This window comes from Salibacterium sp. K-3, from assembly GCF_054052005.1.
This window is the reverse complement of record NZ_JBSVZE010000003.1, coordinates 581,053-605,693: the sequence shown is the minus strand read 5'-3', so window position 1 is coordinate 605,693 and position 24,641 is coordinate 581,053. Positions and strand designations below refer to the sequence as shown.

25 protein-coding genes and 1 pseudogene are annotated in these 24,641 nt (G+C 48.0%); 16 read left to right on the top strand and 10 right to left on the bottom strand.

Features of this window, described 5'->3' with window-relative positions:
* Positions 1 to 49 precede the first annotated feature (49 nt).
* Positions 50 to 610, top strand: a complete 561-nt coding sequence (locus tag ACW9JV_RS18470; protein ID WP_457337167.1) for an NADPH-dependent FMN reductase — start codon at positions 50 to 52, stop codon at positions 608 to 610.
* A gap of 147 nt (positions 611 to 757) precedes the next feature.
* Entirely contained in the window at positions 758 to 1,237 is a 480-nt protein-coding gene (locus tag ACW9JV_RS18465) for a DinB family protein (protein ID WP_457337165.1), read from the top strand.
* A 79-nt stretch (positions 1,238 to 1,316) separates the two neighbouring features.
* On the opposite strand, the gene ACW9JV_RS18460 is transcribed toward ACW9JV_RS18465, so the two are convergent.
* Positions 1,317 to 1,853, bottom strand: coding sequence for a dihydrofolate reductase family protein (locus ACW9JV_RS18460; RefSeq protein WP_457337163.1), 537 nt, complete (start codon positions 1,851 to 1,853; stop codon positions 1,317 to 1,319).
* Positions 1,854 to 1,972: 119 nt separating this feature from the next.
* Here ACW9JV_RS18460 and ACW9JV_RS18455 point away from each other — a divergent pair, with 119 nt between their 5' ends.
* Positions 1,973 to 2,917, top strand: a complete 945-nt coding sequence (locus ACW9JV_RS18455) for a helix-turn-helix transcriptional regulator (protein WP_457337161.1) — start codon at positions 1,973 to 1,975, stop codon at positions 2,915 to 2,917.
* A gap of 32 nt (positions 2,918 to 2,949) precedes the next feature.
* On the top strand, positions 2,950 to 3,072 hold the full coding sequence (locus tag ACW9JV_RS18450; RefSeq protein ID WP_457337159.1) for a hypothetical protein: 123 nt from the start codon (positions 2,950 to 2,952) through the stop codon (positions 3,070 to 3,072).
* A 39-nt stretch (positions 3,073 to 3,111) separates the two neighbouring features.
* Here ACW9JV_RS18450 and ACW9JV_RS18445 read toward each other — a convergent pair whose 3' ends face one another.
* Positions 3,112 to 3,798: an RluA family pseudouridine synthase gene (locus ACW9JV_RS18445; protein ID WP_457337157.1), complete on the bottom strand. Its 687-nt coding sequence runs from the start codon at positions 3,796 to 3,798 to the stop codon at positions 3,112 to 3,114.
* 163 nt (positions 3,799 to 3,961) lie between these two features.
* Positions 3,962 to 4,981, bottom strand: coding sequence for an ABC transporter substrate-binding protein (locus tag ACW9JV_RS18440; RefSeq protein WP_457337155.1), 1,020 nt, complete (start codon positions 4,979 to 4,981; stop codon positions 3,962 to 3,964).
* A 195-nt stretch (positions 4,982 to 5,176) separates the two neighbouring features.
* On the opposite strand from ACW9JV_RS18440, the gene ACW9JV_RS18435 reads away from it, so the two are divergent.
* The 8 genes from ACW9JV_RS18435 to ACW9JV_RS18400 all read left to right on the top strand — a co-directional run bounded on the left by ACW9JV_RS18435 (position 5,177) and on the right by ACW9JV_RS18400 (position 13,397).
* Positions 5,177 to 6,181, top strand: a complete 1,005-nt coding sequence (locus ACW9JV_RS18435; protein WP_457337263.1) for a FecCD family ABC transporter permease — start codon at positions 5,177 to 5,179, stop codon at positions 6,179 to 6,181.
* A complete protein-coding gene (locus ACW9JV_RS18430; RefSeq protein ID WP_457337153.1) occupies positions 6,178 to 7,230 on the top strand; it encodes a FecCD family ABC transporter permease in 1,053 nt (350 codons plus the stop codon). Before ACW9JV_RS18435 ends, ACW9JV_RS18430 begins: the two co-directional genes overlap by 4 nt.
* 42 nt (positions 7,231 to 7,272) lie before the next feature.
* Entirely contained in the window at positions 7,273 to 8,094 is an 822-nt protein-coding gene (locus tag ACW9JV_RS18425) for an ABC transporter ATP-binding protein (protein ID WP_457337151.1), read from the top strand.
* Between the two features lie 238 nt (positions 8,095 to 8,332).
* Positions 8,333 to 10,522 carry a 5'-nucleotidase C-terminal domain-containing protein gene (locus ACW9JV_RS18420; RefSeq protein WP_457337149.1) on the top strand — a complete coding sequence of 730 codons (2,190 nt, stop codon included), beginning with the start codon at positions 8,333 to 8,335 and terminating at the stop codon, positions 10,520 to 10,522.
* A 137-nt stretch (positions 10,523 to 10,659) separates the two neighbouring features.
* The gene (locus ACW9JV_RS18415) at positions 10,660 to 10,821 is read left to right on the top strand and encodes a DUF6612 family protein (protein WP_457337147.1); all 162 of its coding nucleotides are present in this window, start codon (positions 10,660 to 10,662) and stop codon (positions 10,819 to 10,821) included.
* Complete coding sequence (locus ACW9JV_RS18410; RefSeq protein WP_457337145.1) at positions 10,812 to 10,946, top strand: hypothetical protein; 135 nt, start codon at positions 10,812 to 10,814, stop codon at positions 10,944 to 10,946. The genes ACW9JV_RS18415 and ACW9JV_RS18410 overlap by 10 nt, the downstream gene beginning before the upstream one ends.
* Before the next feature lie 118 nt (positions 10,947 to 11,064).
* Entirely contained in the window at positions 11,065 to 12,090 is a 1,026-nt protein-coding gene (locus ACW9JV_RS18405) for a zinc-dependent alcohol dehydrogenase family protein (protein ID WP_457337143.1), read from the top strand.
* A gap of 377 nt (positions 12,091 to 12,467) precedes the next feature.
* Entirely contained in the window at positions 12,468 to 13,397 is a 930-nt protein-coding gene (locus ACW9JV_RS18400; protein ID WP_457337141.1) for a nucleoside hydrolase, read from the top strand.
* 69 nt (positions 13,398 to 13,466) lie between these two features.
* On the opposite strand, the gene ACW9JV_RS18395 is transcribed toward ACW9JV_RS18400, so the two are convergent.
* From ACW9JV_RS18395 to ACW9JV_RS18385, 3 genes are all read right to left on the bottom strand, one after another.
* A complete protein-coding gene (locus ACW9JV_RS18395; RefSeq protein ID WP_457337140.1) occupies positions 13,467 to 14,498 on the bottom strand; it encodes a glycerophosphodiester phosphodiesterase family protein in 1,032 nt (343 codons plus the stop codon).
* A gap of 242 nt (positions 14,499 to 14,740) precedes the next feature.
* Complete coding sequence (locus tag ACW9JV_RS18390) at positions 14,741 to 16,204, bottom strand: aldehyde dehydrogenase family protein (protein ID WP_457337138.1); 1,464 nt, start codon at positions 16,202 to 16,204, stop codon at positions 14,741 to 14,743.
* A 3-nt stretch (positions 16,205 to 16,207) separates the two neighbouring features.
* Positions 16,208 to 17,074: a methyl-accepting chemotaxis protein gene (locus ACW9JV_RS18385; RefSeq protein WP_457337136.1), complete on the bottom strand. Its 867-nt coding sequence runs from the start codon at positions 17,072 to 17,074 to the stop codon at positions 16,208 to 16,210.
* Positions 17,075 to 17,238: 164 nt separating this feature from the next.
* Between ACW9JV_RS18385 and ACW9JV_RS18380 the strand changes: the two genes are divergently transcribed.
* Positions 17,239 to 17,664: a pyridoxamine 5'-phosphate oxidase family protein gene (locus ACW9JV_RS18380; RefSeq protein WP_457337134.1), complete on the top strand. Its 426-nt coding sequence runs from the start codon at positions 17,239 to 17,241 to the stop codon at positions 17,662 to 17,664.
* 300 nt (positions 17,665 to 17,964) lie between these two features.
* Here the strand turns inward: ACW9JV_RS18380 and ACW9JV_RS18375 are convergent, their stop codons facing one another.
* On the bottom strand, positions 17,965 to 18,651 hold the full coding sequence (locus ACW9JV_RS18375) for a thermonuclease family protein (RefSeq protein ID WP_457337132.1): 687 nt from the start codon (positions 18,649 to 18,651) through the stop codon (positions 17,965 to 17,967).
* A gap of 119 nt (positions 18,652 to 18,770) precedes the next feature.
* On the opposite strand from ACW9JV_RS18375, the gene ACW9JV_RS18370 reads away from it, so the two are divergent.
* The 3 genes and pseudogenes from ACW9JV_RS18370 to ACW9JV_RS18360 all read left to right on the top strand — a co-directional run bounded on the left by ACW9JV_RS18370 (position 18,771) and on the right by ACW9JV_RS18360 (position 21,575).
* Positions 18,771 to 19,592: an MBL fold metallo-hydrolase gene (locus tag ACW9JV_RS18370; RefSeq protein WP_457337130.1), complete on the top strand. Its 822-nt coding sequence runs from the start codon at positions 18,771 to 18,773 to the stop codon at positions 19,590 to 19,592.
* A 15-nt stretch (positions 19,593 to 19,607) separates the two neighbouring features.
* A pseudogene (locus ACW9JV_RS18365) lies at positions 19,608 to 20,734 on the top strand (ethanolamine utilization protein EutH).
* The gene (locus ACW9JV_RS18360) at positions 20,727 to 21,575 is read left to right on the top strand and encodes a M15 family metallopeptidase (protein WP_457337128.1); all 849 of its coding nucleotides are present in this window, start codon (positions 20,727 to 20,729) and stop codon (positions 21,573 to 21,575) included. The pseudogene ACW9JV_RS18365 and the gene ACW9JV_RS18360 overlap by 8 nt, the downstream one beginning before the upstream one ends.
* 295 nt (positions 21,576 to 21,870) lie before the next feature.
* On the opposite strand, the gene cydS is transcribed toward ACW9JV_RS18360, so the two are convergent.
* Genes cydS through ACW9JV_RS18345 form a run of 3 tightly spaced genes read right to left on the bottom strand, consistent with a single transcriptional unit; the run spans position 21,871 to position 24,358 of the window.
* Positions 21,871 to 21,978, bottom strand: a complete 108-nt coding sequence (cydS, locus tag ACW9JV_RS18355) for a cytochrome bd oxidase small subunit CydS (RefSeq protein ID WP_457337261.1) — start codon at positions 21,976 to 21,978, stop codon at positions 21,871 to 21,873.
* Positions 21,979 to 21,995: 17 nt separating this feature from the next.
* A complete protein-coding gene (locus ACW9JV_RS18350) occupies positions 21,996 to 23,009 on the bottom strand; it encodes a cytochrome d ubiquinol oxidase subunit II (RefSeq protein ID WP_457337126.1) in 1,014 nt (337 codons plus the stop codon).
* Entirely contained in the window at positions 23,006 to 24,358 is a 1,353-nt protein-coding gene (locus ACW9JV_RS18345; protein WP_457337124.1) for a cytochrome ubiquinol oxidase subunit I, read from the bottom strand. Before ACW9JV_RS18345 ends, ACW9JV_RS18350 begins: the two co-directional genes overlap by 4 nt.
* Between the last annotated feature and the right edge of the window lie 283 nt (positions 24,359 to 24,641).

Sequence of the window (24,641 nt, the reverse complement as noted above, 5' to 3'; positions counted from 1 at the left end):
GCGTTAACAGAAGGACGCTTAAATAATCTTTTAATAGGAGGAATTTGAGATGAATAAAATAGCAATTATTATTGGAAGCACACGTCCGGGTCGAAACGGTGAGGCTGTAGCCCACTGGGTACACGGCATAGCCAAACAACGGAGTGATGCTGAATTTGAAATCGTGGACATTGCGGATTACGACCTACCCCTGCTTGACGAACCCAAGGGTGCTGCATCAGGGCAGTATACGAAGTCCCATACTAAGGTTTGGTCCCAAAAAATAGACACCTTTGATGGTTTTATTTTCGTCACACCAGAATATAACCATGCCACGTCTCCTGCGCTGATGAACGCACTCGATTATTTGTATAAGGAATGGAACGATAAGGCTGCTGGTTTTGTTGGATACGGTGCTGCTGGTGCAACAACAGCCGTTGAACACCTTCGGATGATGATGGCTGAATTAAAGGTGGCGGATGTACAGACGCAGGTAAGGCTTTCATTATTCACCGATTTTGAAAACTTCAGCGAGTTGAAACCGGCATCTTTCCAGGAAAAAGCAGTAAACAAGATGTTCGATCAGGTGATTGCCTGGAGCGGTGCGTTAAAGACTATACGGCAGACGTAAGAACCGAAAATCGGATAATACGGGAAATGATTCTGAAGGGAGGATGTGGTTGGCTGGAAGAAGAAACGTACTTCGAATGTATTATGCTGAGATGAGTGTTAGAATAGTGTTACAGGAAATAAAAGTATATGAAGGGGGAATTTCTTAATGGATGCGTTATCGTCTAAACATGAACTAATCATGAACCAATTCGACGTGACGAGAAAGTTCTTTATTCAAACGGTAGAATCAACACCGGAAGAAATCGTAGATACGCAGCCGGAACATTTTAATAATACGATCCGTTGGCATATCGGCCATGTATTAACCAGCACGGAAACAATACTGGGTTACCCCGACATATCAAAAAGTCAACTGCCCGAAGGCTATGGTGAATTATTCGAAATGGGAACTAAGCCCGGCGACTGGACGCGGGAAGTGCCATCCGTTGAAGAGCTCACCCGGCATTTAAAAGATCAGGCAAACCGTATACAACAAATACCGGTGAATCGGTTAAATGTAACATTGGAGGAGCCGCTGAGTTTCCCATTTGAGGGAGTACAAACCTTTGAAGATTTAGCGGGTTTACTATGCATGCATGAAGGCATTCATATGGGACAAATCAGCGCAATGAAACGCATTATTTAGAATTTTCTGATGGGGTTATGGCAAAGGTTCCGGAAGCTGCCGGAACCTTTGTAGATGGTTCTGAAAGGGGTTCACTGGATCATGTGCTTTTTACTTCATAATGCAATGTAATAAATTGATTAAATGTCTTTGATTCTTTCAGCACAAGGTCTAATTGATGATTTCCTTCCTTAAATAGAGGGATCCCGCTGCCAATGATAGTTGGTGCAATGGTTATAATGAATTCGTCCACTAAGCCCTCCTGAATAAAAGAATGTAACAGTTCGCCTCCGCCGGCTAGCCAGATGTTCTTACCATTTTTGTTTTTAAGCTTGTTTACAAAACTTTTTATATCATCATGAACAAACTGCACATTCCCGGTATTTTCATAAGAAGAGCTGGTAAACACGTAGCATTCCTTATCTTTATATGGGAATTCTTTAAAATCTTGATTCATTATCCAGTCATACGTTCTTTTTCCCATCAAAACCGTATCCACTGTTTCGTAAAACGCTGCAAAGCCGTTATCTCCTTCCCCTTCAACCTTGAACAGCCATTCAAGGGATTCATTTTTCGCGGCAATATACCCATCCAAACTCGACGCAATAAATAATACTGTATGTCGTCTTTGATTCATGATAATGCTCCTTTCTTTACTGTTACCCCAAGTATATAATAAAAACATGACACCTTTTGTCGTGTTAGTTACAAATTTTTCTTACGGAAAGGCGGGGTATGATGAGAGCAGATAGATTAATGAATATCATGATACTTTTACAAAATAAAGGGAAAATGACCGCAAAGGAATTGTCCAGTGAATTAGAGGTGTCAGATAGAACGATTCTCAGAGATATGGATGCATTAACGAATGCTGGTATCCCCGTTGTTTCGGAAAGGGGAAAAGAGGGAGGATGGCGTTTATTAGATAATTTTCGGAGCAGATTAAGCGGATTAAGCCTGGCTGATATGAAATCCTTATTTCTTTTCCCGTCCAATGAATTACTCGAAGATTTAGGATTGAATAATACTCCGCTGGATACGAGGCACAAATTACTTGAAGCTGTCCCGGCTGCTTACCGGGACGAAGCCCAAGCCATGTGGGAAAGAATACATATAGATTCGGGCACATGGAAGCAATCCAGAGAACATGCGGATGCTCTTCATACCGTGCTGCAGGCAGTTTGGGATAGTAAACGGCTGAACATTCACTACGAACAGGCCGACGGAGAGCAAAAAGAAAGGCTGGTTGAACCATTAGGATTGGTCGCAAAAGGGAATACATGGTACCTTGTTGCATCAAGAAACGATATGATGCGTAATTACAGGGTGTCACGCATACATCATGCAAAGGTTGAAAGCGAAACGTTTAGAAGACCTCCCCATTTCAATCTCGCCGTATACTGGGAACAATCAAAAGCAGAGTTTGTACGGAATCTCCCAACTTATGATGTAGAGGTGGAAATACATCCGGAAATATGGAACAGAATGAAGTTTACAGCGAAGTTTGTCCAAGTTATAAATACCGAAAAACCACACGAGGATGAATGGATAGCAGCCACTTTAAGGTTTCATAATGAACAGGAGGCTGTAGAGTATCTACTGGGATTCGCAAACAAAATCAACGTTGTTTCACCAAAAAGTCTGACAGATGAAATCGTATCGTCAGCCATGTCCGTTATCGATTTTTACGATAGAGACTAGAAGGTCTTTATTACCTTGGGAATTTTCCGGTCATGCAGGCAGCTGAGATGCACGATGCCGGCACATGGATGCCGCTGGTTGTCATTATGGTGTGGGTTATCCTTGCAGGATTGTTTACCTATGTTTGTTTCCGTAAGGTGATGACAGATGACTAAAACGTTTCGTTCCAGTACGTTGCCGGGTGTTATCCCGGCTTATTTCATGTCATTTGCCTCCCAAAGATTCCACGGATACGCGTCAGGCGGTTCGGAAGTTATTTTTATTTCTTCTTTTGTTGTTGGATGCTCTATTGCGAGGGTGTGAGACCATAAAGCGATCTGCTGCCCCGGCTTATTCACGCCACTGCCGTATTTCTGGTCACCGTACAGCGGACAGCCGCGCGAAGCAGACTGAACGCGTATCTGGTGGGGTCTTCCTGTATGTAGGTCGATGGAAAGGAGACTCAGATTGTTCCCGCTGCCAATGGTTTTATATTCCAACACCGCTTTTTGTGCTTTTTTATGATGAGGGCTGGATATGCTTACTTGATTGCTTTGACGGTCCTTCAGCAGATAATCTTCGAGCCTGTCTTGAAATTTCGGAGGCTTCCCCCTTACCACTGCCAGATAACGTTTCTGCATGGCGTTTCTGCGGATGGCGTCCGATACCCGTGAAGCGGCTTTGGATGTCTTGGCGAACACCATCACACCGCCTACAGGGCGATCCAGACGGTGTACAAGCGCGAGATACACATTGCCCGGCTTCTGATGCCGGATTTTCAGGTCTTCCTTCAGCAGCGTCAACAGATCCTTATCGCCGGAGCTGTCTTCCTGGACAGGCATGTTCACCGGCTTTTCTACAAAAAGTAAATGATTATCCTCATAAAGAACAGGAACGGTCATGGCTGTTAAAACCCCTTCACTTTATACTATACCCCTTATGATAACATAGCGCATCCGTTACTCGAGGTAAGCACCTGTTTTCGGAAGATTCGTGTTACACTGTCCTCGTTTGTATTCATTACATAGCAAAAAGGAGGCTGTTTTTACAGCCCCCTTTGCGTGTTTATTCGTTTTCCTCAAGATATGCTTCGATGTCATCAAGCATTAAATTGGCAGCACGGACACCGCCGGCGGTGTTCCAAATCGCATCACTGACTTCGTGCACGTTGCCTTCCTGAGCTACTTCAAGATTTTTGAATAATGGATCCTGCAGCCATTCTTCTTTAAGGTCAGATGCTTCTCCATCTCCTGTTTCATACGTGAAGTGGAAAAGGACGTCTCCTTCCATCAAAGGAATCTGCTCTTTCGTTGCTTCCATAATGGCTAGTTCATCAACATCCTGTGGTTCGGGGCGGTTAAATCCGATTTCATCGAGTATAATTCCGGAGAACGAATCTTTCTGATAAATACGGACATCACCAGCTGTAAAACGGACCACGGAAACTTCCTGATCTACGCGGTCACCGGCTTGTTCCTGGATGTCTGAAATACGTTGGTTATAATCATCCAGCACTTCCTGTCCTTTTTCCTCTTTGCCGACGGCTTCTGCAATCAGTTCATAGTTTACTTTCCAATCTCCGCGGAGCCGTTCTTCAAAGATGGTAGGAGCAATATCATTCAACTGTTCATATATGTCTTCCTGACGCATTTTGTTGCCGATAATGAGATCAGGATCAAGTGAGGCAATTTGTTCAAGGTTTACCTGGCTTTCTGTTCCTACTACCTGAACGCCTTCCATGTCGTCTTCGATGTGGTCATACCACGGATCACCTGTCCATGACTTTACTGCTCCAACCGGAGTGATCCCGAGAGAAAGCAAGGCTTCGGTACCATGATTGGTAAGAATTACAATATCTTCCGGGGTTCCTTCTAATTCTGTTGTTCCCATGGCATGCTCTATAGTGTAGGTATTCTGACTTTCCTCCGCCGTGTTCTCATCCGTTTCCTGGTTGGTATTCTCTTCTTCTGAACTGTCTCCTTCCCCATTTCCTTCAGCACCGCAAGCTGTTAAAAGAAGAGCAAACATAACAGGAAGCAGGATGAAGCTTATCCGGGAAAGGGATAACGAATGTTTAACCGTCATAAATATGTGCCTCCCATCACAAAAGTATATGTGCAATAAAATAGTTCTACTAAAACCCTATAGAGAATGATTCTCACTGTCAATAAATAAATGAAAATGAATTTCAAAATCATTGACAATAACGTTGTATATTCCTTAAACTTAGGGGTATAAACAGAGTTGTCGGTAAAAGATGTAGATTGGAGTTCAGCCGTTATGCTGCTGAAATCGCGGAAAGGAAAAGTCACGGGGCTGGTCATTGGTATTATCGTTTTTTTTGCATGTATATTGGGAAGCGTCATACTTGGTTATACATCGGTTACGTTTTCCATGGTCATTGATGCTTATACACAATTTGATAAATCTAATGAACACTTGGTTATACGAAATCAACGAATGCCAAGAGCATTAACAGCAGCGGTATTGGGAGCCAGCCTGGCGATGGCGGGAGCAATTATGCAGGCTTTGACAAAAAACCCCCTTGCTTCGCCCGGGATTTTAGGTGTCAATGCCGGGGCTGGTTTTTTTGTAGTGGCAGCTGTCTCGTTGTTCTCTGTTTCAAGTATGCAGCATTATATATGGATTGCTTTTTTAGGGGCTGGCGCAGCAGCTTTTACGGTATATATGCTTGGTTCACTCGGAAAAGAAGGACTTAGTCCGATGAAACTGGTTCTTGCCGGTTCTGCCATGGCTGCTTTGTTTTCCTCTTTTACACAGGGGTTGCTGGTTCTTGATGAACGAGCGTTGGATGAAGTGCTGTTCTGGCTTGCCGGTTCGGTACAAGGCCGTGAACTGGAATATTTATTATTCGTCCTTCCGTATATTGGTGCAGCCTGGTTGTTGACTATACTTTTAGCACGCCCAATTAATACATTGGCCATAGGCGAGGACGTGGCGGCAGGTCTCGGTCAGAAAACAGGACTGACCAAATTATCATGCGCTTTACTGGTGATTGTACTTGCAGGTGGATCGGTAGCGGTGGCTGGCCCCATCGGGTTTATCGGTATTGTCATCCCGAACATTGTCCGTCCCCTCGTGGGCCTTGATCACCGCTGGATTTTCCCGTATTGTGCGGTGTTAGGTGGTATTCTTTTAATGACCGCTGACGTATCGGCACGGTACGTGATCATGCCGCAGGAAGTACCGGTCGGTGTGATGACAGCGGCGATTGGAACCCCCTTCTTTATATACATTGCCAGAAGGGGGATGAGGATGACATGAAAAAATACATCCCTATCCGATTCAGAAACTGGTTTTCTTTTCTGCTGGATCGGAAGGCTTTCCTTACGACCGTGGTCCTTATACTGCTGACGTTTGCACTTATTATTGCCAGTATCGGCCTTGGAGATATGCGCATATCCCCGCTGAATGTCATACGCACCCTTTTGGGTAATGGCGGGGAACAGGAAGAACTGGTTATCTTCTCGTTCCGCCTTCCCAGAATTATTGTGGGAGTACTGGTTGGTATGTGTCTGGCTGCAGCGGGTGCCATTCTCCAGGGTATTGTCCGAAACCCTCTGGCCTCGCCCGAGATTATCGGCATTACCGGCGGGGCTGGAGTGGCTGTTGTAACGTTTCTCGCTGTTTTCAGTGATGAAAATAACTCGCTTCTTGTCAGTATTCACTGGATGCCTCTGGCTGCATTCATAGGAGCAGCATTCACGGCTTTTCTAGTGTACAGCCTTTCCTGGAAAAACGGTGTATCACCGATCCGCCTGGTGTTGATTGGAATCGGCATATCTTCTCTCGCTCAGGCCATTACAACGTTACTGATGCTTGTTGGTCCGATTTACCGGGCAAGTCAGGCGAACATATGGCTGACAGGGACGGTATACGGTGCGACGTGGAATGATGTCACGATTTTAGCCCCGTGGACACTGGTTCTATTAACGGGAACATTACTAGCAGCCAGGAAATTGAATATTCAGGAGCTTGGCGATGAGCTTGCAAAAGGGATGGGAAGCCGGGTGCAGAAGCAGCGTATGGGACTGCTTCTGATCAGCACTGCCCTGGTTGGCGGCGCAGTTGCCTTTGCCGGTGGAATTGGTTTTGTCGGGCTGATGGCACCACATATCGCCAGAAATCTGGTGGGTTCTGCATTTGGCGCGCTTATTCCGGTTTCCTCCTTTATTGGTGCTCTGCTTGTTTTAGCTGCTGATTTGACAGGGCGAACTGTTTTTTCGCCATTGGAAGTACCGGCTGGGGTGTTTACTGCATTGATCGGCGCGCCGTATTTTATCTATCTACTTTATAAAAATCGTAACCTATAACCGTGGGCAGGGAGAAACTATGAAAGATTGGAGCGGTACGCGATGAGCAGGCTGCAAACGGACAGTTTAACGTTATCCTACGGACAGAACAGCGTTATTGAAGATCTTTCCATTCATATTCCAAAAGGCGAGATTACCGTTTTAATAGGTGCAAATGGCTGCGGCAAATCGACGCTTCTTCGTTCGATGGCCCGTCTGATGAAGCCGGATGAAGGATCTGTGCTTTTGGATGGAAAAAAGATATCTAAGTTATCGACACGTCAAGTTGCTAAAGAAATGGCTATTCTGCCGCAGGGGCCTTCCGCACCTGAAGGCTTGACGGTACTGCAGCTGGTGAAACAAGGCCGCTACCCTCATCAAAACTGGTTAAAGCAGTGGTCGGAAGAAGACGAACGCTGTGTGCAGAAAGCTCTGGAAGAAACCAATATGCACGAACTGGCTGAACGTACGGTGGATGCTCTGTCCGGCGGTCAGCGGCAGCGGGCATGGATTGCAATGACCCTGGCCCAGGACACGGACACGATTCTTCTTGATGAGCCAACGACGTACTTGGATATGGCACACCAGGTTGAAATTCTGGATTTATTGTTTAATCTTAATCAAAAAGAGAATCGAACCATTGTGATGGTTCTTCACGATTTGAATATGGCGTGCCGGTATGCCCATAATCTGGCAGCTGTTGAGAATAAGCAGCTTTTTGCACAGGGCAGGCCGGAAGAAATCATTTCCTGTGATATGGTCCGCCAGGTTTTTGGTATGGAATGTCAGATCTCCGCCGATCCGCTGTTTGGTACTCCGCTTTGCATTCCATACGGCATGGGTCGTTGTATTGGCGGAGTTTTTAAACATCATGGAAGTGCCTGACCGCCGTGAGTGAATAGCTAGGTGTCTCTCCCACAAATCCCGTCATCCATAGAAATGGAGCGGGATTTTTTTCTATGTTGTACCGGTGAACCTTAAGCCGAACACTTCCCAATCTAAATTTTTAAAAATTTCTTGTTTGTTTATATGAATCTTCTTACAATGAAGGTAGAAAAGTATTTCCTTTCAAAACTATTTTATCCATTACAAATAGTGGATAGCTGAAGGAGGTTTTATATTCATGTACCACCCCCGACGATCTCACAGAAAAGGGTGTACCTTTTTCTCTCTGACTGCAGCCTTATTGATGGCCATCCCCGGAACGGGGAACGCAGCAGAGACCGGTTACAGTGACGTGGAAGAAGGGGACACTCACTACGAATCTATTCTTTCACTGACGGATCAGGGACTTATCCAGGGGTATGAAGATGGAACATTCCGCCCGTGGGAGGATGTGAAGCGTCAGCATGCCGCGGTGATGCTGGCAGAAGCAGTGGAGCTGGAGACACCGGAAAATGCAGATCAAGTACTCGAACGGTATGAAGATCTCGACCCGGATCATATGTATGCAGACGAAATCGCAGCGGTGACAGAGGCTGAAATCTTTAAAGGAAAAAATGGGGAATTTCAACCAGGAAAGTCTATCACTCGGGAGCAGACCGCTTCCGTTCTTGTATCTGCATTAAATCTGGAAGACTATGATACATGGGGAGAAGACGCAAATATCCGGCTGAGCAATGTACATGTCTCTCATCAGGATAACGTGCAGACGCTGGCCAATCTTGAATTGACTACACAGCTGGACGACTTCCGTCCGAAGGAATCGTTGTCACGAGGAGCGTTTTCGACTTTCCTGCATCGTTCCCAGCAGCTGGACGAACGGGAGAAGGATACGGAAGACGTTGAATTATCGATTATGCACACAAATGATACCCATGCCCACCTGGACAACACCGCTCAACTGACAACAGCAGTGAAAAACTTCCGGGCGGATCACCCGGATTCCTTATTACTGAGCGCAGGAGATGTGTTTTCCGGAACACTTTATTTCAATGAATTCGAAGGGCAGGCTGACCTGGAATTTATGAATCTCATGGACTATGACATGATGACATTCGGCAACCATGAATTTGACCTCGGTTCTAGAGAAGAAGGCCATCAGGCTCTGGCAGATTTCATTACCGGAGCGGAATTTCCTTTTGTAAGCTCCAACGTAGACGTTACAAACGATGACAATCTCGGCGGTCTGTTTCATGATGACATGGCAGAACAGCCGGAGAATGGACAGATTTACAACAGCATCGTGAAAGAAGTGAACGGGGAGAAGATTGGTGTTTTCGGTCTCACCACTGCTGAAACCGCTGAGATTTCCAGCCCCGCTGATGTAGAGTTTGAAGATTATATCGAATCCTCCCGGGAGGCAGTCGATCAGTTTGAAGAACAGGGCATCGACAAAATTGTAGCTTTGACCCATATTGGATATGATGATAATCCGGAAGTCGATAACGACCTTCAGCTGGCCGAACAGGTGGAAGGCATTGATGTGATTGTTGGCAGTCACACTCATACGGAACTTTCGGAACCGGACGTTGTCGGGGCGGAAAGCGGCGCGCCGACCGTGATTGTGCAGGCCTCCCAATATGGACAGTTCCTCGGGACCCTGAATGTAACCTTTGATGAACAAGGGGTTGTAACAGAACACGAGGGACAATTAATTGAAATCGGTGAACAGGAAGCGGATGAAGAAGCGGCGGCCATTCTTGATGATTATGCTTCCCAGGTGGAGGAAGTGAAAAATGAAAAAAGCGGCGGTACCGCAGCAGATGCACTTCCTAACCCGCGTCTCGGCGACGGAGATGATACCAGTGTGAGAAACAGCGAAACGGCGCTTGGCAACCTGATTACAGACGGTATGCTCTCGAAAGCGAAAGAGTACAATGAAGAAACGACAGCTGCGCTCCAAAACGGCGGAGGCATCCGTGCATCTATCGATGAAGGCCCTATCACCGTCGGAGAAATTATAACGGTTCTTCCGTTCGGCAATACACTCGCAACCATGGAATTAACAGGAGCTGAACTGAAAGAAGCATTGGAACACAGTGTGAGCCAGGCACCCGAAGAACATGGCGGATTTCTGCATGTAAGCGGGATGCAATTCACGTATGACAGCTCCAATGAGCCTGGCAGCCGGGTGCAGACCGTTGAAATAGAACAGGACGGCAGCTATACACCTCTTGATGAAAATGAGGAGTATGTTATTGCCACAAATGCCTTTACGGCAAAAGGCGGCGACGGTTATGAAGTGTTCGCGGAGGCTTATGACGAAGGGCGGGTTACGGATTTAGGCCTCGCCGACTGGGAGAACCTGCGTGACCATGTGGCAGAACTCGAAACGGTGGATCCCGAAGTAGAAGGGCGGATTGTGCAGTAAATGATAAAAAACCGGCTGGATGATCGCATTCAGCCGGTTTTTGTGTCGCAGGAGACGGCGGGAGGAACCAGTTTGTACGGACATTTATTCTCACATTTCCATTTTTCTTTCAAAGAGAGGCGGCTTTAAGTCAGTCTGTGCTCTCAGATCCGCAGATGGAAGATCAAATGGAAACGATTATGAATGCGATGGATATCCAGTCTTTTCAATACACCTTATGTATAGATAAAGAGACCTTTTATCAGGAAGAAATGAAGATGAACTCCGTATTGAAGAGGAAGGGCCGTCGATGGAAGTGAGCCAGACAACCAACGCGGTCATTTCCAACTTCAACGAAACGGAGTCGGTCGAGGTCCTGTCCGACGTTGTGGATAATGCTCAGGAAATGGAAGGAAACGCCATGCCGTCCCATCCCGGTGAATAACCATCCCGCCGCTGCAACAGAAAGAAGAAGTATCCGAGCAGATAGTTAGACGTCCCGGTGTAGTGTTGTTTAGCATAATAGATGGAACTTTAACTGGAAATAAAAGGAGGAGCTGAACATGACTGCACAGGAAGGAACGAAGCGTTCGATCCGGCTGGAGAAAGAGGGAAGCGTGGATCATCTTCACATGGTCACCGAAGACATTCCAAAAGCCCGGCGCGGGGAAGTACTGGTCAGAGTAAAAGCATCATCGCTGAATTACCGGGATCTGGCGATGCTGAAGGCGCAGTACCCGGGCGGGATGCATCCGGAACTGGTCCCGCTTTCCGACGGTGCTGGTGAAATTGTCGAAGTGGGTGAAGGGGTGCGGCGTTTTCAGGTCGGCGACCGGGTTGCCGGTAACTTCATGAAAGAGTGGTTCAGCGGCCGCCGCCCGTCCTACATTGAACCATACGGCTCCCATAGTGACGGCTGGCTGACCGAGTATAAGGTTATCAATCCTGAACTTCTCGTCGAAGTTCCAGATCATTTAACCTTTGAACAGGCTGCTACGCTGCCGTGTGCCGGCGTCACCGCATGGAATGCCCTGCACGGTCCGAGTCCGCTGCAGGCAGGAGACACCGTCCTGACACTTGGAAGCGGAGGCGTGTCGGTGTATGCGCTGCAGCTGGCAAAAGAACTGGGCATCAACGTCATCGCCACAACCTCCAGCAACGAAAAGGCGCAGAAACTGAAGGAGCTCGGTGCTGATGAGGTTATCAACTACAACGAAACACCGAACTGGGGAGAAAAGGCCAAGGAGCTGACCGGTGGTGCCGGGGTGAACCGCGTCGTAGAAGTTGTCGGACCAGCCACCATCCAGCAATCCCTGAAAGCCGTGGCCCAGGGCGATGAATTGGCATTAATCGGGGTGCTCAGCCGGACCGGCGATAAAATCGACTATTTCGACTTGTTCGGCACAGCCTCCACCCGGACCATCGGTGTCGGCAGCCGACGGGACTTTGAAGATATGAACCGGCTGATTGCAGATAAAAAAATGGAACCAGTCATCGACAGCGTGTTTCCTATGGAACAGGCCGCCGAGGCTTACAACTACCTGGAAAGCCAGAAATTCTTCGGCAAAATTGCGCTGTCCCATGAATAATGCAGCTTGAGCGGGCCAGGGTCTAAAGAGTACAGGTCCGTCGATAATCCGAATGATGGAATGGAATGCTCTGTGAAGCATTTTGTTCCGTCTTTCGGATTTTTTTGTTTATCCGAGACGTCTGCGGGATGTAGTGTCCACCTTCTTTCTAACTGGAGGTCCGGAACGGCAGCGGATGGGAAACGGACAAGGAGGCTTACCAGCCAAACGTCCGCGCTTACCAGCTGAATCCCGCCATTTACAAGCCAAATCAGCAGATTTACCAGCCAACAAGCGGGTGTGCCGCCAAAGGACTCCCCGCCGCTCCAATGCGGAGCCCTTCTTCCCTGTTTCTCATGGTATAATGAGAAACAACCTGGAAGAAAAGGAGACTACATATGCCCAAACCGATTATAATGGACTGCGATCCCGGCCATGATGATGCGATGGCCATTTTTCTTGCAGCCGGTCATCCTTCCGTGACGATAAAAGCCATTACCACGGTGTCCGGTAACGCATTGATCGAACATACCACAAGAAACGCGCTGATTGCCGCTGAGATGGCAGGGTTGCACGATGTGCCGGTAGCAGAGGGAGCGGGGGAACCGTTGGTCCGTACACCCACCACGGCTCCTCATATCCACGGGGAAACCGGACTGGAAGGCCCTGACCTTCCGGAACCGATGAAGACACCGGTAAAGGAGCATGCCGTGGACCTTACCGCGGATCTGCTGTTAAACGCCGAAGAGCCGGTCACACTGGTTCCGACGGGACCTCTCACGAATATTGCATGGCTCTTCAAACGGTATCCTTCTGTAAAACAAAACATTGCAGAGATCATACTCATGGGGGGCGGCTCGTACGGGAACTGGACGCCTGCGGCCGAATTTAATATCTACGCAGATCCCGAAGCTGCTCATATTGTTTTCGAAAGCGGACTCCCTGTAACGATGGCGGGCCTGGACCTGACCCATCAGGCGATGGCAGGCAGTGAAGAAAAAGAATTTCTACGCCTTGCCGGTACGAAAGCTGCAACGCTCACAGCAGAACTGCTGGATTATTTCGCCGGTACGTATCAGGACCTTTTCGGTTTTTCCGGCGCGCCGATTCATGACGCCTGTGCGGCAGCTTACTGTATTGATAAAGATGTTTTTTCAACAGAATATCAGCCGGTAACGGTGGAAACGAGCGGCACCTACACGACAGGGATGACGGTAATTGATTCCCTGCAGACTACAGGAAAAGCGCCGAATGTCCACGTTGGCCGGGAACTGAATCATGATAAATTCTGGGACATGATGAGAAAGGCACTGGAACGCCTCCCTTGATGATACGTAAACAGAGAAAGGAGACCTCCGGAAAGCCGATGGTCTCCCTTTAGACAAATGAAATAGACGTTATGAATTATTTCCTGTTTCTTCTATGACACGCTGCAGACGTTTGGGATAATTTGTAAACATACCTGTAACGCCCCAATCTATCAGACGCTCCATATTCTCTTCCCTATTAATTGTATAAACATGGAACAATAGATTATGATCCAATGTTTTCTGCACGAACTCTTTATCAATCACTTCCGTATCTCCATACGCAAGATGCGGACCTATGCCTGCAGCATAACTTCTTATCTCTTCGTAGTCTTCCGCTGACATGTCTTCGGGCGCAGGTGTAACATCAAGCCATTCTTTACGTTCGCCGGTTTCTTCATCGACTTCCCACCAAAGCAGCTGGATTAAAGGAATATCTTCATTTAACTCATGAATGGTCTTCAGGCTCTCCTGATTAAAAGATTGGATGATAATGCTGTTATTTTCAACCAAATCATATTCTTCGACTAACTCAACCAGCGGTTCCTCCATATCTTCGTTCAATTCCGGCGATTTGGTTTCTATGTAATAGTTTTCTTCGGTGCCATAGCGTTCAAATACCTCTTCGAGTGTCATGATAGAAGCATTTTCATAAGAATCATCTGCCTTATCTGGATTTTCTTCATTAAACCAGGATCCGGCATCGAGGTTTTGGAGCTCTTCCAGAGTATGCTCCCCAACTTCTCCTTCGCCGTTTGTTGTACGTTTAATATCATTGTCATGGATAACGACGAGTTCACCGTCTTTGGTTTTTTGAACATCCATTTCCAGCCAGGCATTTTCCACATCAGCTGCCTGATCAAAGGCGAAGGTTGTTGCTTCCGGCGCACTGCCGCTTGCTCCACGGTGCGCAATGTTCATAACTTCCTGATCCTGAATGTCTGAAGGATTTATTTCCTCGGAAGCAGAGCTTTCGGAGTCTTCTGAACTGCCTTCGCCACTCGTCTCTGATTCATTTCCACCGGAATTTTCAGGAGTACCGGCTTCTTCTTCATTGCCACAAGCTGCCATAAACAATACGAACATAAAGCAGGCTGCTGTTTTTCCCCACTTTGGTATCATGTTTCATCTCCCCCTGTAACTAAGAGTTAAATTTATTTTTAACGATAAAAATTTTAAATAAATTTTTAACAATAGTAAAACAGCAGGAAAATCGAACCATAACTATCATATTTGAAGAAATTGTTTTATCTCTATTTATCCGACGTTATCGCTTGATATCATACAAAAAATAAAATCTCCGTACCGGGACGGAGATTTTAAGATAATATTTCATCAAACGTTTGTTTAAAAAGCTGCATTGGTCAAGAGTAAGGAAACGCTCGTTTTGTATGCTGAACGGAAATCCATTTTTTCGTAGTAAACGCGTCCAGGCTTTCGTCTCCGTTCAACCGGCCGATACCGGACATTTTTTCACCGCCGAATGCGACAATCGGTTCGTCGTTAATAGTGCCGTCATTGATATGAATCATGCCTGTTTCCATCCGCTTGGCCAGTTCTGCGCCGCGTTCAATGTCTTCGGTATGAATGGCACCGCTCAGGCCGTAGTCTGACGCATTGGCAATAGCGAGCGCTTCTTCATCCGTCCGGAAGGTAAGCACACTGACAGCCGGTCCGAATAATTCTTCGCGGGCCGCCTTCATATCCGGAGTCACGTCTGTCAGGATAGTCGGGGTAACGAGATTACCATCAGCTTCTCCTTTCAGGAGAGGGACGGCTCCTTCTTCGATCCCCTCGTCAATAATCTTCATCAGGGTTTCCGCCTGTTTGTTATTGATCAGCGGTCCGATGATGGTGTCCTCCTCACGGGGGTCGCCGACTTTCAGGGAAGCAACAGTTTCTTTGTACTTTGCCAGAAAGGTATCCTTGATGGATTCGTGAACGAGAATCCGATTGGCGGACATGCAGATCTGGCCCTGATGGGTGAAGCGGCTGAACACAGCGGCACTGACGGCATAATCGATATCGGCGTCATCGAGGACAATCAGCGCACTGTTTCCTCCTAATTCAAGGGAGGCTTTTTTTAGATAACGGCCGGCGAGCTCCCCGATTTTCTTTCCAACAGCCGTTGACCCCGTAAATGAGATCACTTTATTTAAAGGGTGGGAGACAAATAAGTCACCGACCTCACTGATGTCGAGCAGAACGGCATTCACCAGTCCTTTAGGAAATCCGGCTTCTTCAAACAGGCGGACAATCATAGTCCCTCCGGTTACCGGAGTATCTTCATGAGGCTTGATTACAACGCCGTTTCCTGCCCCGACAGCCGTAACCACAGACTTCATGGATAAATAGAAGGGGAAATTGAACGGGCTGATCACCCCGACCACTCCTACAGGCATCCGGTATACCCGGTTTTCTTTTCCGTCCACCGGCGAGGGGAGGATCTGCCCATCCATTCGCAGCGGGTAGGTGGCCGCTTCTTTAATCATATCTTTCACGAGGCCGATTTCAAATCCGGCTTTTAACCGGGTGCCGCCGAGCTCATCTATGATTAATTCGGTGATTTCCTCTTCTCTTTTTTCAAGTACTGCCGCCAGTTCCAGCAGCATGTCTCTTCGTTTGTAAGGATTAAACCCGTTCCATTCTTTCTGAATCTGATCGGCGCTTTCATAGGCGGCATGAAGATCATCGGAAGAAGCGGATGCAGCTGTTCCAAGCAACTGACCGGAGTATGGATTGTAGTTCTCCAACCTGCGGCTGCCGTTTCCATCCCCCCAGTCTCCGGCAAATGCCTGGGTATGTAAGTCATTAAATGTGTACGACATCGTTTAATCCCCTTTTCCTTCATGAATATGGCTGGATGCCATATCTTTTAATTTCTGTGCTTCGTGGTACACGTGCTGCACCGTTTCCGACATATCGTCCATGGCTTTGGCCTGCTCCGTCGATTGTTCATTGACGTTTTTCACCATGTGCTGCAACGATGCTATTTTTTCACTTAATTCATTCGTTGTTCTCTGGATGTCGGCAGCAAACTGTTTCGTCTGGCTCCCCATGTTCTGAACTTCTTTGGAAACCACGGCGAATCCTTTGCCGTATTCCCCGGCTCGTGCCGCTTCAATGGAAGCATTCAAGCCGAGAATATGACTTTTTTCTGAGATGCTTGTTACCTCGGCGGAAAACGATTCAATCTTGCTGACTCTGTTTCCCATTTCTTCAAAGGCTTCTGTCGTTTGATTCAGATTCCCGGACAGTTCATCTATGGACGAGGTAATCTCTTCAATGGAAGCACTCATATTTTCAAACATATCTGTCAGGCCGCGGCTGACATCTGCGAGGAGCTGGTTTTTTTCGATGCTTGTTCCAAGGCCCACGCCGCCGATCACATTTCGGTTCTCATCACGGAGTGGAATGGCATTGGCCGCCACCGGGACACCGAATACTTCTTTTGGGACAATCATGCTCTGGGTTTTGTTTTCAAAAATGGCTTTTGAGATGATGTCGCCTTCCTGTAAAGGATCTCCAACGTTTACGGGAAGTTTGAACGTTTCGCCGGGGATGTTCAGTACGAGTTCTTCTGTATTGTATATCCCGACAGTTACGTCGTCCTGGGACAACTGATTTAAAAACGGAGCCACTTTTACAAAGGCATCCAGAATGTTTATGTCTGTTTCCGTCCTGGTGTGTGCAGTCATATTATTTCCTCCTTCTTTTGAACTACCAATGATAATATCGGCATCCTTTTTATAAAATGTAAGTAAAAAACTGTAACATTTTATTCAGGAAAGAAATCGGCAGGGTTTATACAGCAACGCGCAGGGGAATCATCTTTTGTAGACACCAGAAAGGAGTTTCTTCCATGGAACAGAGTGAAATGAAAAAGAAAATCGAGGACATTATTGATCAATACAAGACAGGAGTATTGGCAACGGTGGAACAGGGCCGGCCGCATTCGAGGTACATGACATTTTATCATGACGACTTGACGCTCTATACACCGACAAGCAAAGACACCCATAAAGCGGAAGAAATTGAAACAAATCCTTACGTGCATATCTTACTCGGATATGAAGGAGAAGGCCTGGACGATCTTTATGTAGAGGCATCGGGAAAAGCTGTGATCCGGGAGGACCGTCAAACAAAAGAGAAAGTCTGGAAAGAAAGTATGGACCGGTGGTTTGATGGTATCGATGACCCTGAATTTGTGGTGCTTGAAATCCAGCCGGACGGGATGAGATTGATGAATAAATCGGGAGAACCTCCGCAGGAACTGGATTTAAAATAAGGGGGGGAGGACCGGCTGAAACTGTGCGTTCAGCCGGTTTGTTTTTTCCTGCAGATCGAAGTCGGCGGACATACAGTCCTTTATATCGCTCAAATCACCTGTTTTAAAGGGAATGGAGGACTTCTGTTCCGCTATTTTGTTATTTCTTCTTCAAAAAAGGGTCCGGCGGAACATTTAACGGCACAAACGTCCGCTTCCCCTTTCAAAAGCCTCTCAATCAAAGAAATAACGGAACAGATGTCCGAGCGGAACCGGATGTTTCTTAGATCCTGCGCCGTCTGCCGATCAGTAGAATTACCTTTATTGCTGCTTCACCGGGCGGTAACCGGCTTCTTCCGCTGCTTCCGTGCTGCAGAACATTTCTTCTGCCTCGGTCTGTTCATAATGTGGACTGTCGGGCGTGTGATAAATAAAATCTCCACTTGAACTATGATTTCCTTTAACCTCTGGATTTTCACATGATGCGCTCTCTACCGCCTCCGGACGGAATCCCTCCTCGGCAGCGTAGCCGTCCTCGCTCCAAATTCCCAGGTTCTGTTTCCGGGCTGTTTGTTCTGCCTCCTTCAGCCGCTCCACGTAACGGGTATTCGGCTCGATAATGTAGGCGACCCGGGCCAGGCCTTCTTCCACCATCGATGTATTGATCATTTCTCCGTCTGCCCAGAGATATGCAAGAAAACGGTCATAATCATCGCGGATGGTCGTGTCTATTTCCACAGTGACCTCTTTTCCTTCGGGGAGCAGTTCTTTGGCATACTCACTTGCTTCCGGGCCGTAAGGCTGCACGGGCTCATCAGGATGTACCGTCTCCGGCGTGTCGATTAAAAGCAGCCGGAGCGTTTCTTCCCCTCCTTTTTCCATGTCAACGGTAACCGTGTCTCCGTCCACGACGTCTATGACTTCGGCATCTACTTTTTCCCCCTCTTCATATGTTGTACTGCCGCATGCCCCGAGCAGAATGACGATGAAAAATAAACAGTGCCGCATATGGATCGCTCCTTTTAGGACTTTTGGTGTTGCGATAAATCGGGTATATACTGGTTAACCCCTGTTTACAAGAGGAAAACAGGAGCGGTGACAAATGTTCAGAGAGAAAGGGTGATACAATGCCGGTACAGTATGAAAGCGACAAGGTGACCGTTTTTCAGAGTGCACTGCACCAGACGACGTCTACGGTCGTTGTAACAAAAGACATGATATTGATCGTTGACCCGACCTGGCTGCCTGACGAAATAGAAGCCATCCGGCAGCATGTGGCAGCGCGGGATGCCGGACAGCGGAAGTATCTACTTTTCACGCATTCGGATTTTGACCATATTCTGGGCTGGAATGCGTTTCCGGAAGCCGTAACCATCGCTTCCCGTGGATTTACGGCCAAGTCCGGAAAAAAAGATATCCTGCAGGAGATCAAAGACTTTGACGATCACTATTATATCGAGCGCCCCTATATCGTTGATTACCCTCGTATCGATATTATCATTGATTATGATGAACAGACGGTTGAAACCGGGGATACAACGGTATCCTTTTACTTGGCGCCGGGTCATCAGGCGGACGGCGTTTTTGCGGTGGTGCATGAACCGGGCATTCTTATTGCCGGCGATTATTTAAGCGATGTCGAGTTTCCTTTTATTCATCATAACAGTGAAGCGTATGAGCGTACGATTGATAAACTGGAACAGGTGTTGAATGAAAAAGATATCCGGCTGCTCATTCCAGGCCACGGCAAAAGTACGACGGAGGCTGCCGAAATGAGGGACCGTGTCGGCGATTCGCGCTGGTATATTCAGGCGCTGCGGGATGAAGTGAGGCAGAAGGAACACTTTGACGTGCTGGATGCCTTTGTGGACAGTTATCTGTTTTCGCGTTATCTTGGAGAAGAACATGAGAACAACAAAGCTCAGATACAAAAAGAACACAGTTCATAGAGAGTAGGTTACGTCATGGGAGTACTCCAGGATATTGTCATTTGGATCCTGGCGGTGTTTATGGCCATCGGCGCGCTGGACAAGGCGTTTGGCAGCCGGTTTGGTTACGGGGAAGCATTTGACCGGGGATTTGCCGCCATGGGTCCGGTTGCTGTCGTGATCGTGGGAATGATTTCGCTGGCCCCTGTTCTGGCCGACATCCTGCGTCCCGTCATTGCACCGGTCTACCAATGGCTTGGAGCCGATCCAGCCATGTTTGCCACGACACTTCTGGCACTGGATATGGGAGGATGGGCACTGGCCGGAGAGCTGGCGGAAACGCAGGAATCCGCCCGGTTCGCCGGTATTCTTCTCGGAAGTATGCTGGGGCCGGCATTAACATTTACTGTGCCGATCGCTCTCGGTATCCTGAAAAAAGAAGACCATGCCCTGTTTGCCAAGGGAATGCTGGCTGGTATTATTACCATCCCTGTTGGTATGCTCGTGGGTGGAGCGGCAGCAGGATTTTCAATACATATGATGTTTTTCAATCTGGTGCCGATTTTTCTCGTGTCCGGTCTGATTCTCTTCGGGTTATGGTGGAAGATGGAATATATGATAAGAGGCTTCCGTATTTTCGGCAGGCTCGTAACGATCATAACGACCCTGGCTACAGCCGTTGTCGTATGGGAGTCTTTGACCGGCTGGACCGTTATTGAAGGAATGACCCCGTCCCGGGAAGGCCTGGTGACGGTGGGAATGCTCGCGTTTACACTTGCGGGAGCCTTTCCGCTCGTTCATTTTTTTCAGCAGCTGATTTCCGGGAAAGGCAGTGGGCAGCGGTTTTTCATGAATCCGACGGCCTGGTCGGGCTGGTGTGCTTCTCTGGCTCACGTTATCCCGATGTTTACGCTCAGCAGGGATAGGACGATGACGGAAAATTGATGAATTATGCCTTCGCCGTGAGCGGTGCGTTCCTTCTCGGCGGCCATCTTGGTTACACTGCTGCAGTGGATGAAGGAATGATTGTGCCGCTGCTTGCAGGAAAACTGGCAGGAGGAATCAGCGCGATGGGAGTCGCGTATGGAATGATTCAAAAATCGCGGAAACATGGATTGATGAGTAAGAATTTCAAGATAAAGGACAGGATCTATCATGAATAAAACGATCATCGCCTGCAGTGCTGCGGTGCTGCTTGCTCTTGGCGGCTGTTCGGATTCCGGGCAGTCGGAAGGAGAAGAACAGAACAGCAGCGGGGATGCATCCCCGCAGGAAGACCAGACGGAACAGGAAACGGAGCCTCAGCCTGAAGAAGAATCCGAACCTGTTTTTGAGGATGAAGAGGAACAGGAGGAAACAAAAGATACGGCGGATGAAGAACAGGATCAGTCGGCAGCCGCTCCATCGGTGAATGAGGAGGGCGTACTGCAGAATCCGGCGGCGTTGGATGCCCTGGTAAACCGGGAATATCATCTGCCGTCTGAATACGTCCCGGAGGATTTGACGGTTCCGGATGTGAGATTCCCATATGAAGAAGACGTGCCGAAAAAACAGCTGCGCGAACCGGCAGCCGAAGCACTGGAATCGCTATTTGCCGGAGCGGAAGAGGAAGGACTGCATCTGTTTGCCGTATCGGGCTACCGTTCCTATGACCGACAGGAATCCATTTTTGCGGCGAATGCGGAAGAAGACGGGGTGGAACAGGCCAACCAGTACAGCGCCCAGGCGGGTGAAAGTGAGCACCAAAGCGGCCTGGCTATGGATGTCAGCTCCCAATCGGCGGATTTCGCGTTGACGGATGAATTCGGAGAAACACCGGAAGGCACATGGCTGAAAGAACACGCGCATGAATACGGCTTTGTCATCCGTTATCCGGAAGATAAAACGGATATTACCGGTTATCAGTATGAACCATGGCATTTGCGCTACGTAGGCGAAGACCTTGCAGAAACCCTTCATGAAGAAGACGAAACGCTGGAAGAATACTATGGTACGGCTGAATGAAAAAAATATAAGTTATATTAAAACCCGGACGATGGGCTTTCAAAACCCCATCGTCCGGGTTTTGTAGCAGCGTGCAGAGAAGCGCTGCGTTCACAAACTTTTTTTGGAGGATGACAGGGATGAGGACTCTGGATGTACACGGGGGAGTGTTTAGTGTCCATAAGGAGACTTCTTGAGGACACTACGACTCTGTCACGGGCAGTCAGCGGCTTCATGCCATCCGCCGGAAACCACTAAGGCGTGGTTTTTTCACTGTAGTGTCCTCAAGACGACATCCTGCTGCTGAGGGAATCCCTTATTTATAGTCAAAATAATCTTTCCGGCGCCCGCCCCATAGAAAAACAGCCAGCACACAGGCTCCGAGTACAAGATGGGGGGCAATCATGATCACAAAAACGTCCATCATACAACGCTCCTTTCCTAGCGATTGCCGCGTATATAATCCGCGTCAAACAGAAACAGTCTCATTAACAGCACAAGCGATGGAATGAGCAGCAGCAGCCCGGCGATAAAGGCCAGAATCAAGGCAATGGCCATCGTCTCATTTACAAACCCACCATAAATCGTGAGATGCGGGTACAGCAGGTACGGCAGGTGAGAAGCCCCGTAGCCGAACCACGCACTGAAAAACTGGAGCATCACAAGCACAAAGGCCAGACCGAGCCGCTGTCTTCGATAAATCAGAAACACGGCGCCGAGGAAGAAAAGCAGCGACAGCACAAACATCCAGCTTATATCAAGCATGCTGCTGAAGTGTTCCGGGTTGTGGCGGCTGATCGCAAAAAAGATCAGCAGGCTGGCAAGAATCGTCGGTGCCGACCAGAACAGCGTGTAACGCCGGAACAGGCCGTAAGATGCTGTGTCCCCCGCCTTATAGGCGTAGTACGTCAAAAACGCCGCCGAAATATACAGCACGCTCACGACAGCCAGGACGACCACACTCCAGGAATACGTACTCGTCAATAATTCACCGAGAAGCAGGGTGACGCTGCCTTCCGACACATCGAGATACCCTCCTTCCGAGATGGTCAATACGATGGTAAACGAAGCGGGAATCAAGAGGCCGCTCATTCCGTATAGAAACGAGTACACCCGGCTGTCTTTGGACCCGTACGTATTAAAGGCATAATAGGAGCCGCGGATGGCGATCAGAATAATCGAGATACTTCCCGGAACAAGAAGTGCTGTGCCGTAATAATACGCCGTATCTGGAAAAAAACCGATAATCCCGACGAAAAAGAAAACGAGAAAGACGTTTGTCACTTCCCATACCGGGGACAGATAGCGCTGAATCAGTTTGTTCACCTGGTAGTTCTGGTGGGACACCTTGTTGTAAAAATGGAAGAAGCCGGCTCCAAAATCAACCGAGGCTACGATTAAGTAGCCGTAAAGGAAAAACCAGAGCACGGTAATACCGAGAATTTCATAAGTCATGACGAGTCCCCCCGTTCTTCAATACCGCGGTGCTCAAGCTCATGAGCGACCGGATTGTTTTTGAACATTTTGCGGAGGACGATCGCACTGGAGGTACCGAGTACCGCATACAGGCCGATGAACAGGTAGAGCATGGCATCGACGTGTTCGGAAGTGGTGGCCCCTTCCGGTGTCCGCATAATGTCGTACAGAATCCACGGCTGCCGTCCGATTTCAGCAAACACCCAGCCGAATTCTATCGCAAGAATCGATAACGGGCCGCCGGCGGCAATCCCCCACAACACCACTTTATGATGCATCCAGTCCGGTTTTTTCCAGCTGAGCAGCAGATATAAAAGCGAAATAAAAGCAAGATACATACCGATAAAGACCATGCTGTCAAAAAAGTAATGCACAATAAGCGGAGCGGTGTCTTCTTCCGGAAACTCCTCCAGCCCCGTTACTTCTGCCGACGGATTTCCGTGTGCCAGAATGCTGAGAGCGTATGGAATTTCAAGTGCATAGCTCACCTCTCCGTTTTCGTTCAGCATACCGCCCACAACAAGCGGTGCCTCTTCTTCGGTCTCAAAGTGCCATTCCGCAGCAGCGAGTTTTTCCGGCTGATATTCAGCCAGATATTTGCCGGACAAATCTCCAATGATGACGGTCCCGATGGAGAAAATGAAGGCTGCCATCATCGTTAAGCGGAGCGCTTTTTTATGATAGACGTGATGATCGCCTTTCAGCATTTTCACCGCGCCGATCATACCGAGGACAAACGCGGATGTGAGATAACAGGTGACGATCACATGGGCGGTCTTGGTCGGCGTTGCTGGATTAAACATCGCGGCAATCGGATTGATGTCGGTAATAACGCCGTCCACCAGCTCAAACCCTTGCGGCGCATTCATGAAAGCATTGACGGTCGTGATGAAAAAAGCGGAAAAGGAAGCGCCGAGAACGACCGGGATCATGAGAAGAAAGTGGCGCATCCTGCTTTTGAACCGATCCCACGTGTACAGGTAGATGCCAAGAAAAATGGCTTCAAAGAAAAAAGCAAATACTTCCATGAAAAGCGGGAGCGAAATCGTCTGACCGGCAAGCTGCATGAAATTCGGCCACAACAGATTCAGCTGAAGCCCGATGGCGGTACCGGTCACCACTCCGACAGCTACCGTTACCACAAAACCGCGGGCCCAACGCCTGGCGAGCAGTCTGTAATGTTCATCGTTCCTGCGTATGCCCATCCATTCGGCGAAAGCTATCATTAACGGCACGCCGACGCCGATCGTGGCAAAAATAATATGAAAGCCGAGGGTCAGACCTGTCAGCATGCGGCTGAACGTGGCTGCATCATATTCCATAAACATGAGGCATTCTCCTCTCTAAGCCTGTCTATATCCTTCCCTTTAAAAAGGGACACTAAAATCTTTATTTCCTTTTGCTGTTCACCTGTTTTATTATGTGAAATATATCACAAATGAAATGCGAAAGAAAGATAGAAGAAGTGACAATCCAAAGAAAAGAGACGATTCTCGTTTACTGTTTGATATGATAAGATATAGTGGTGGTTATGTGTTATATGGGAAAAGAACATAAACTGTAGAACAACTGATTATATATACAATACGGACGGAAGTTATCATAAGAATA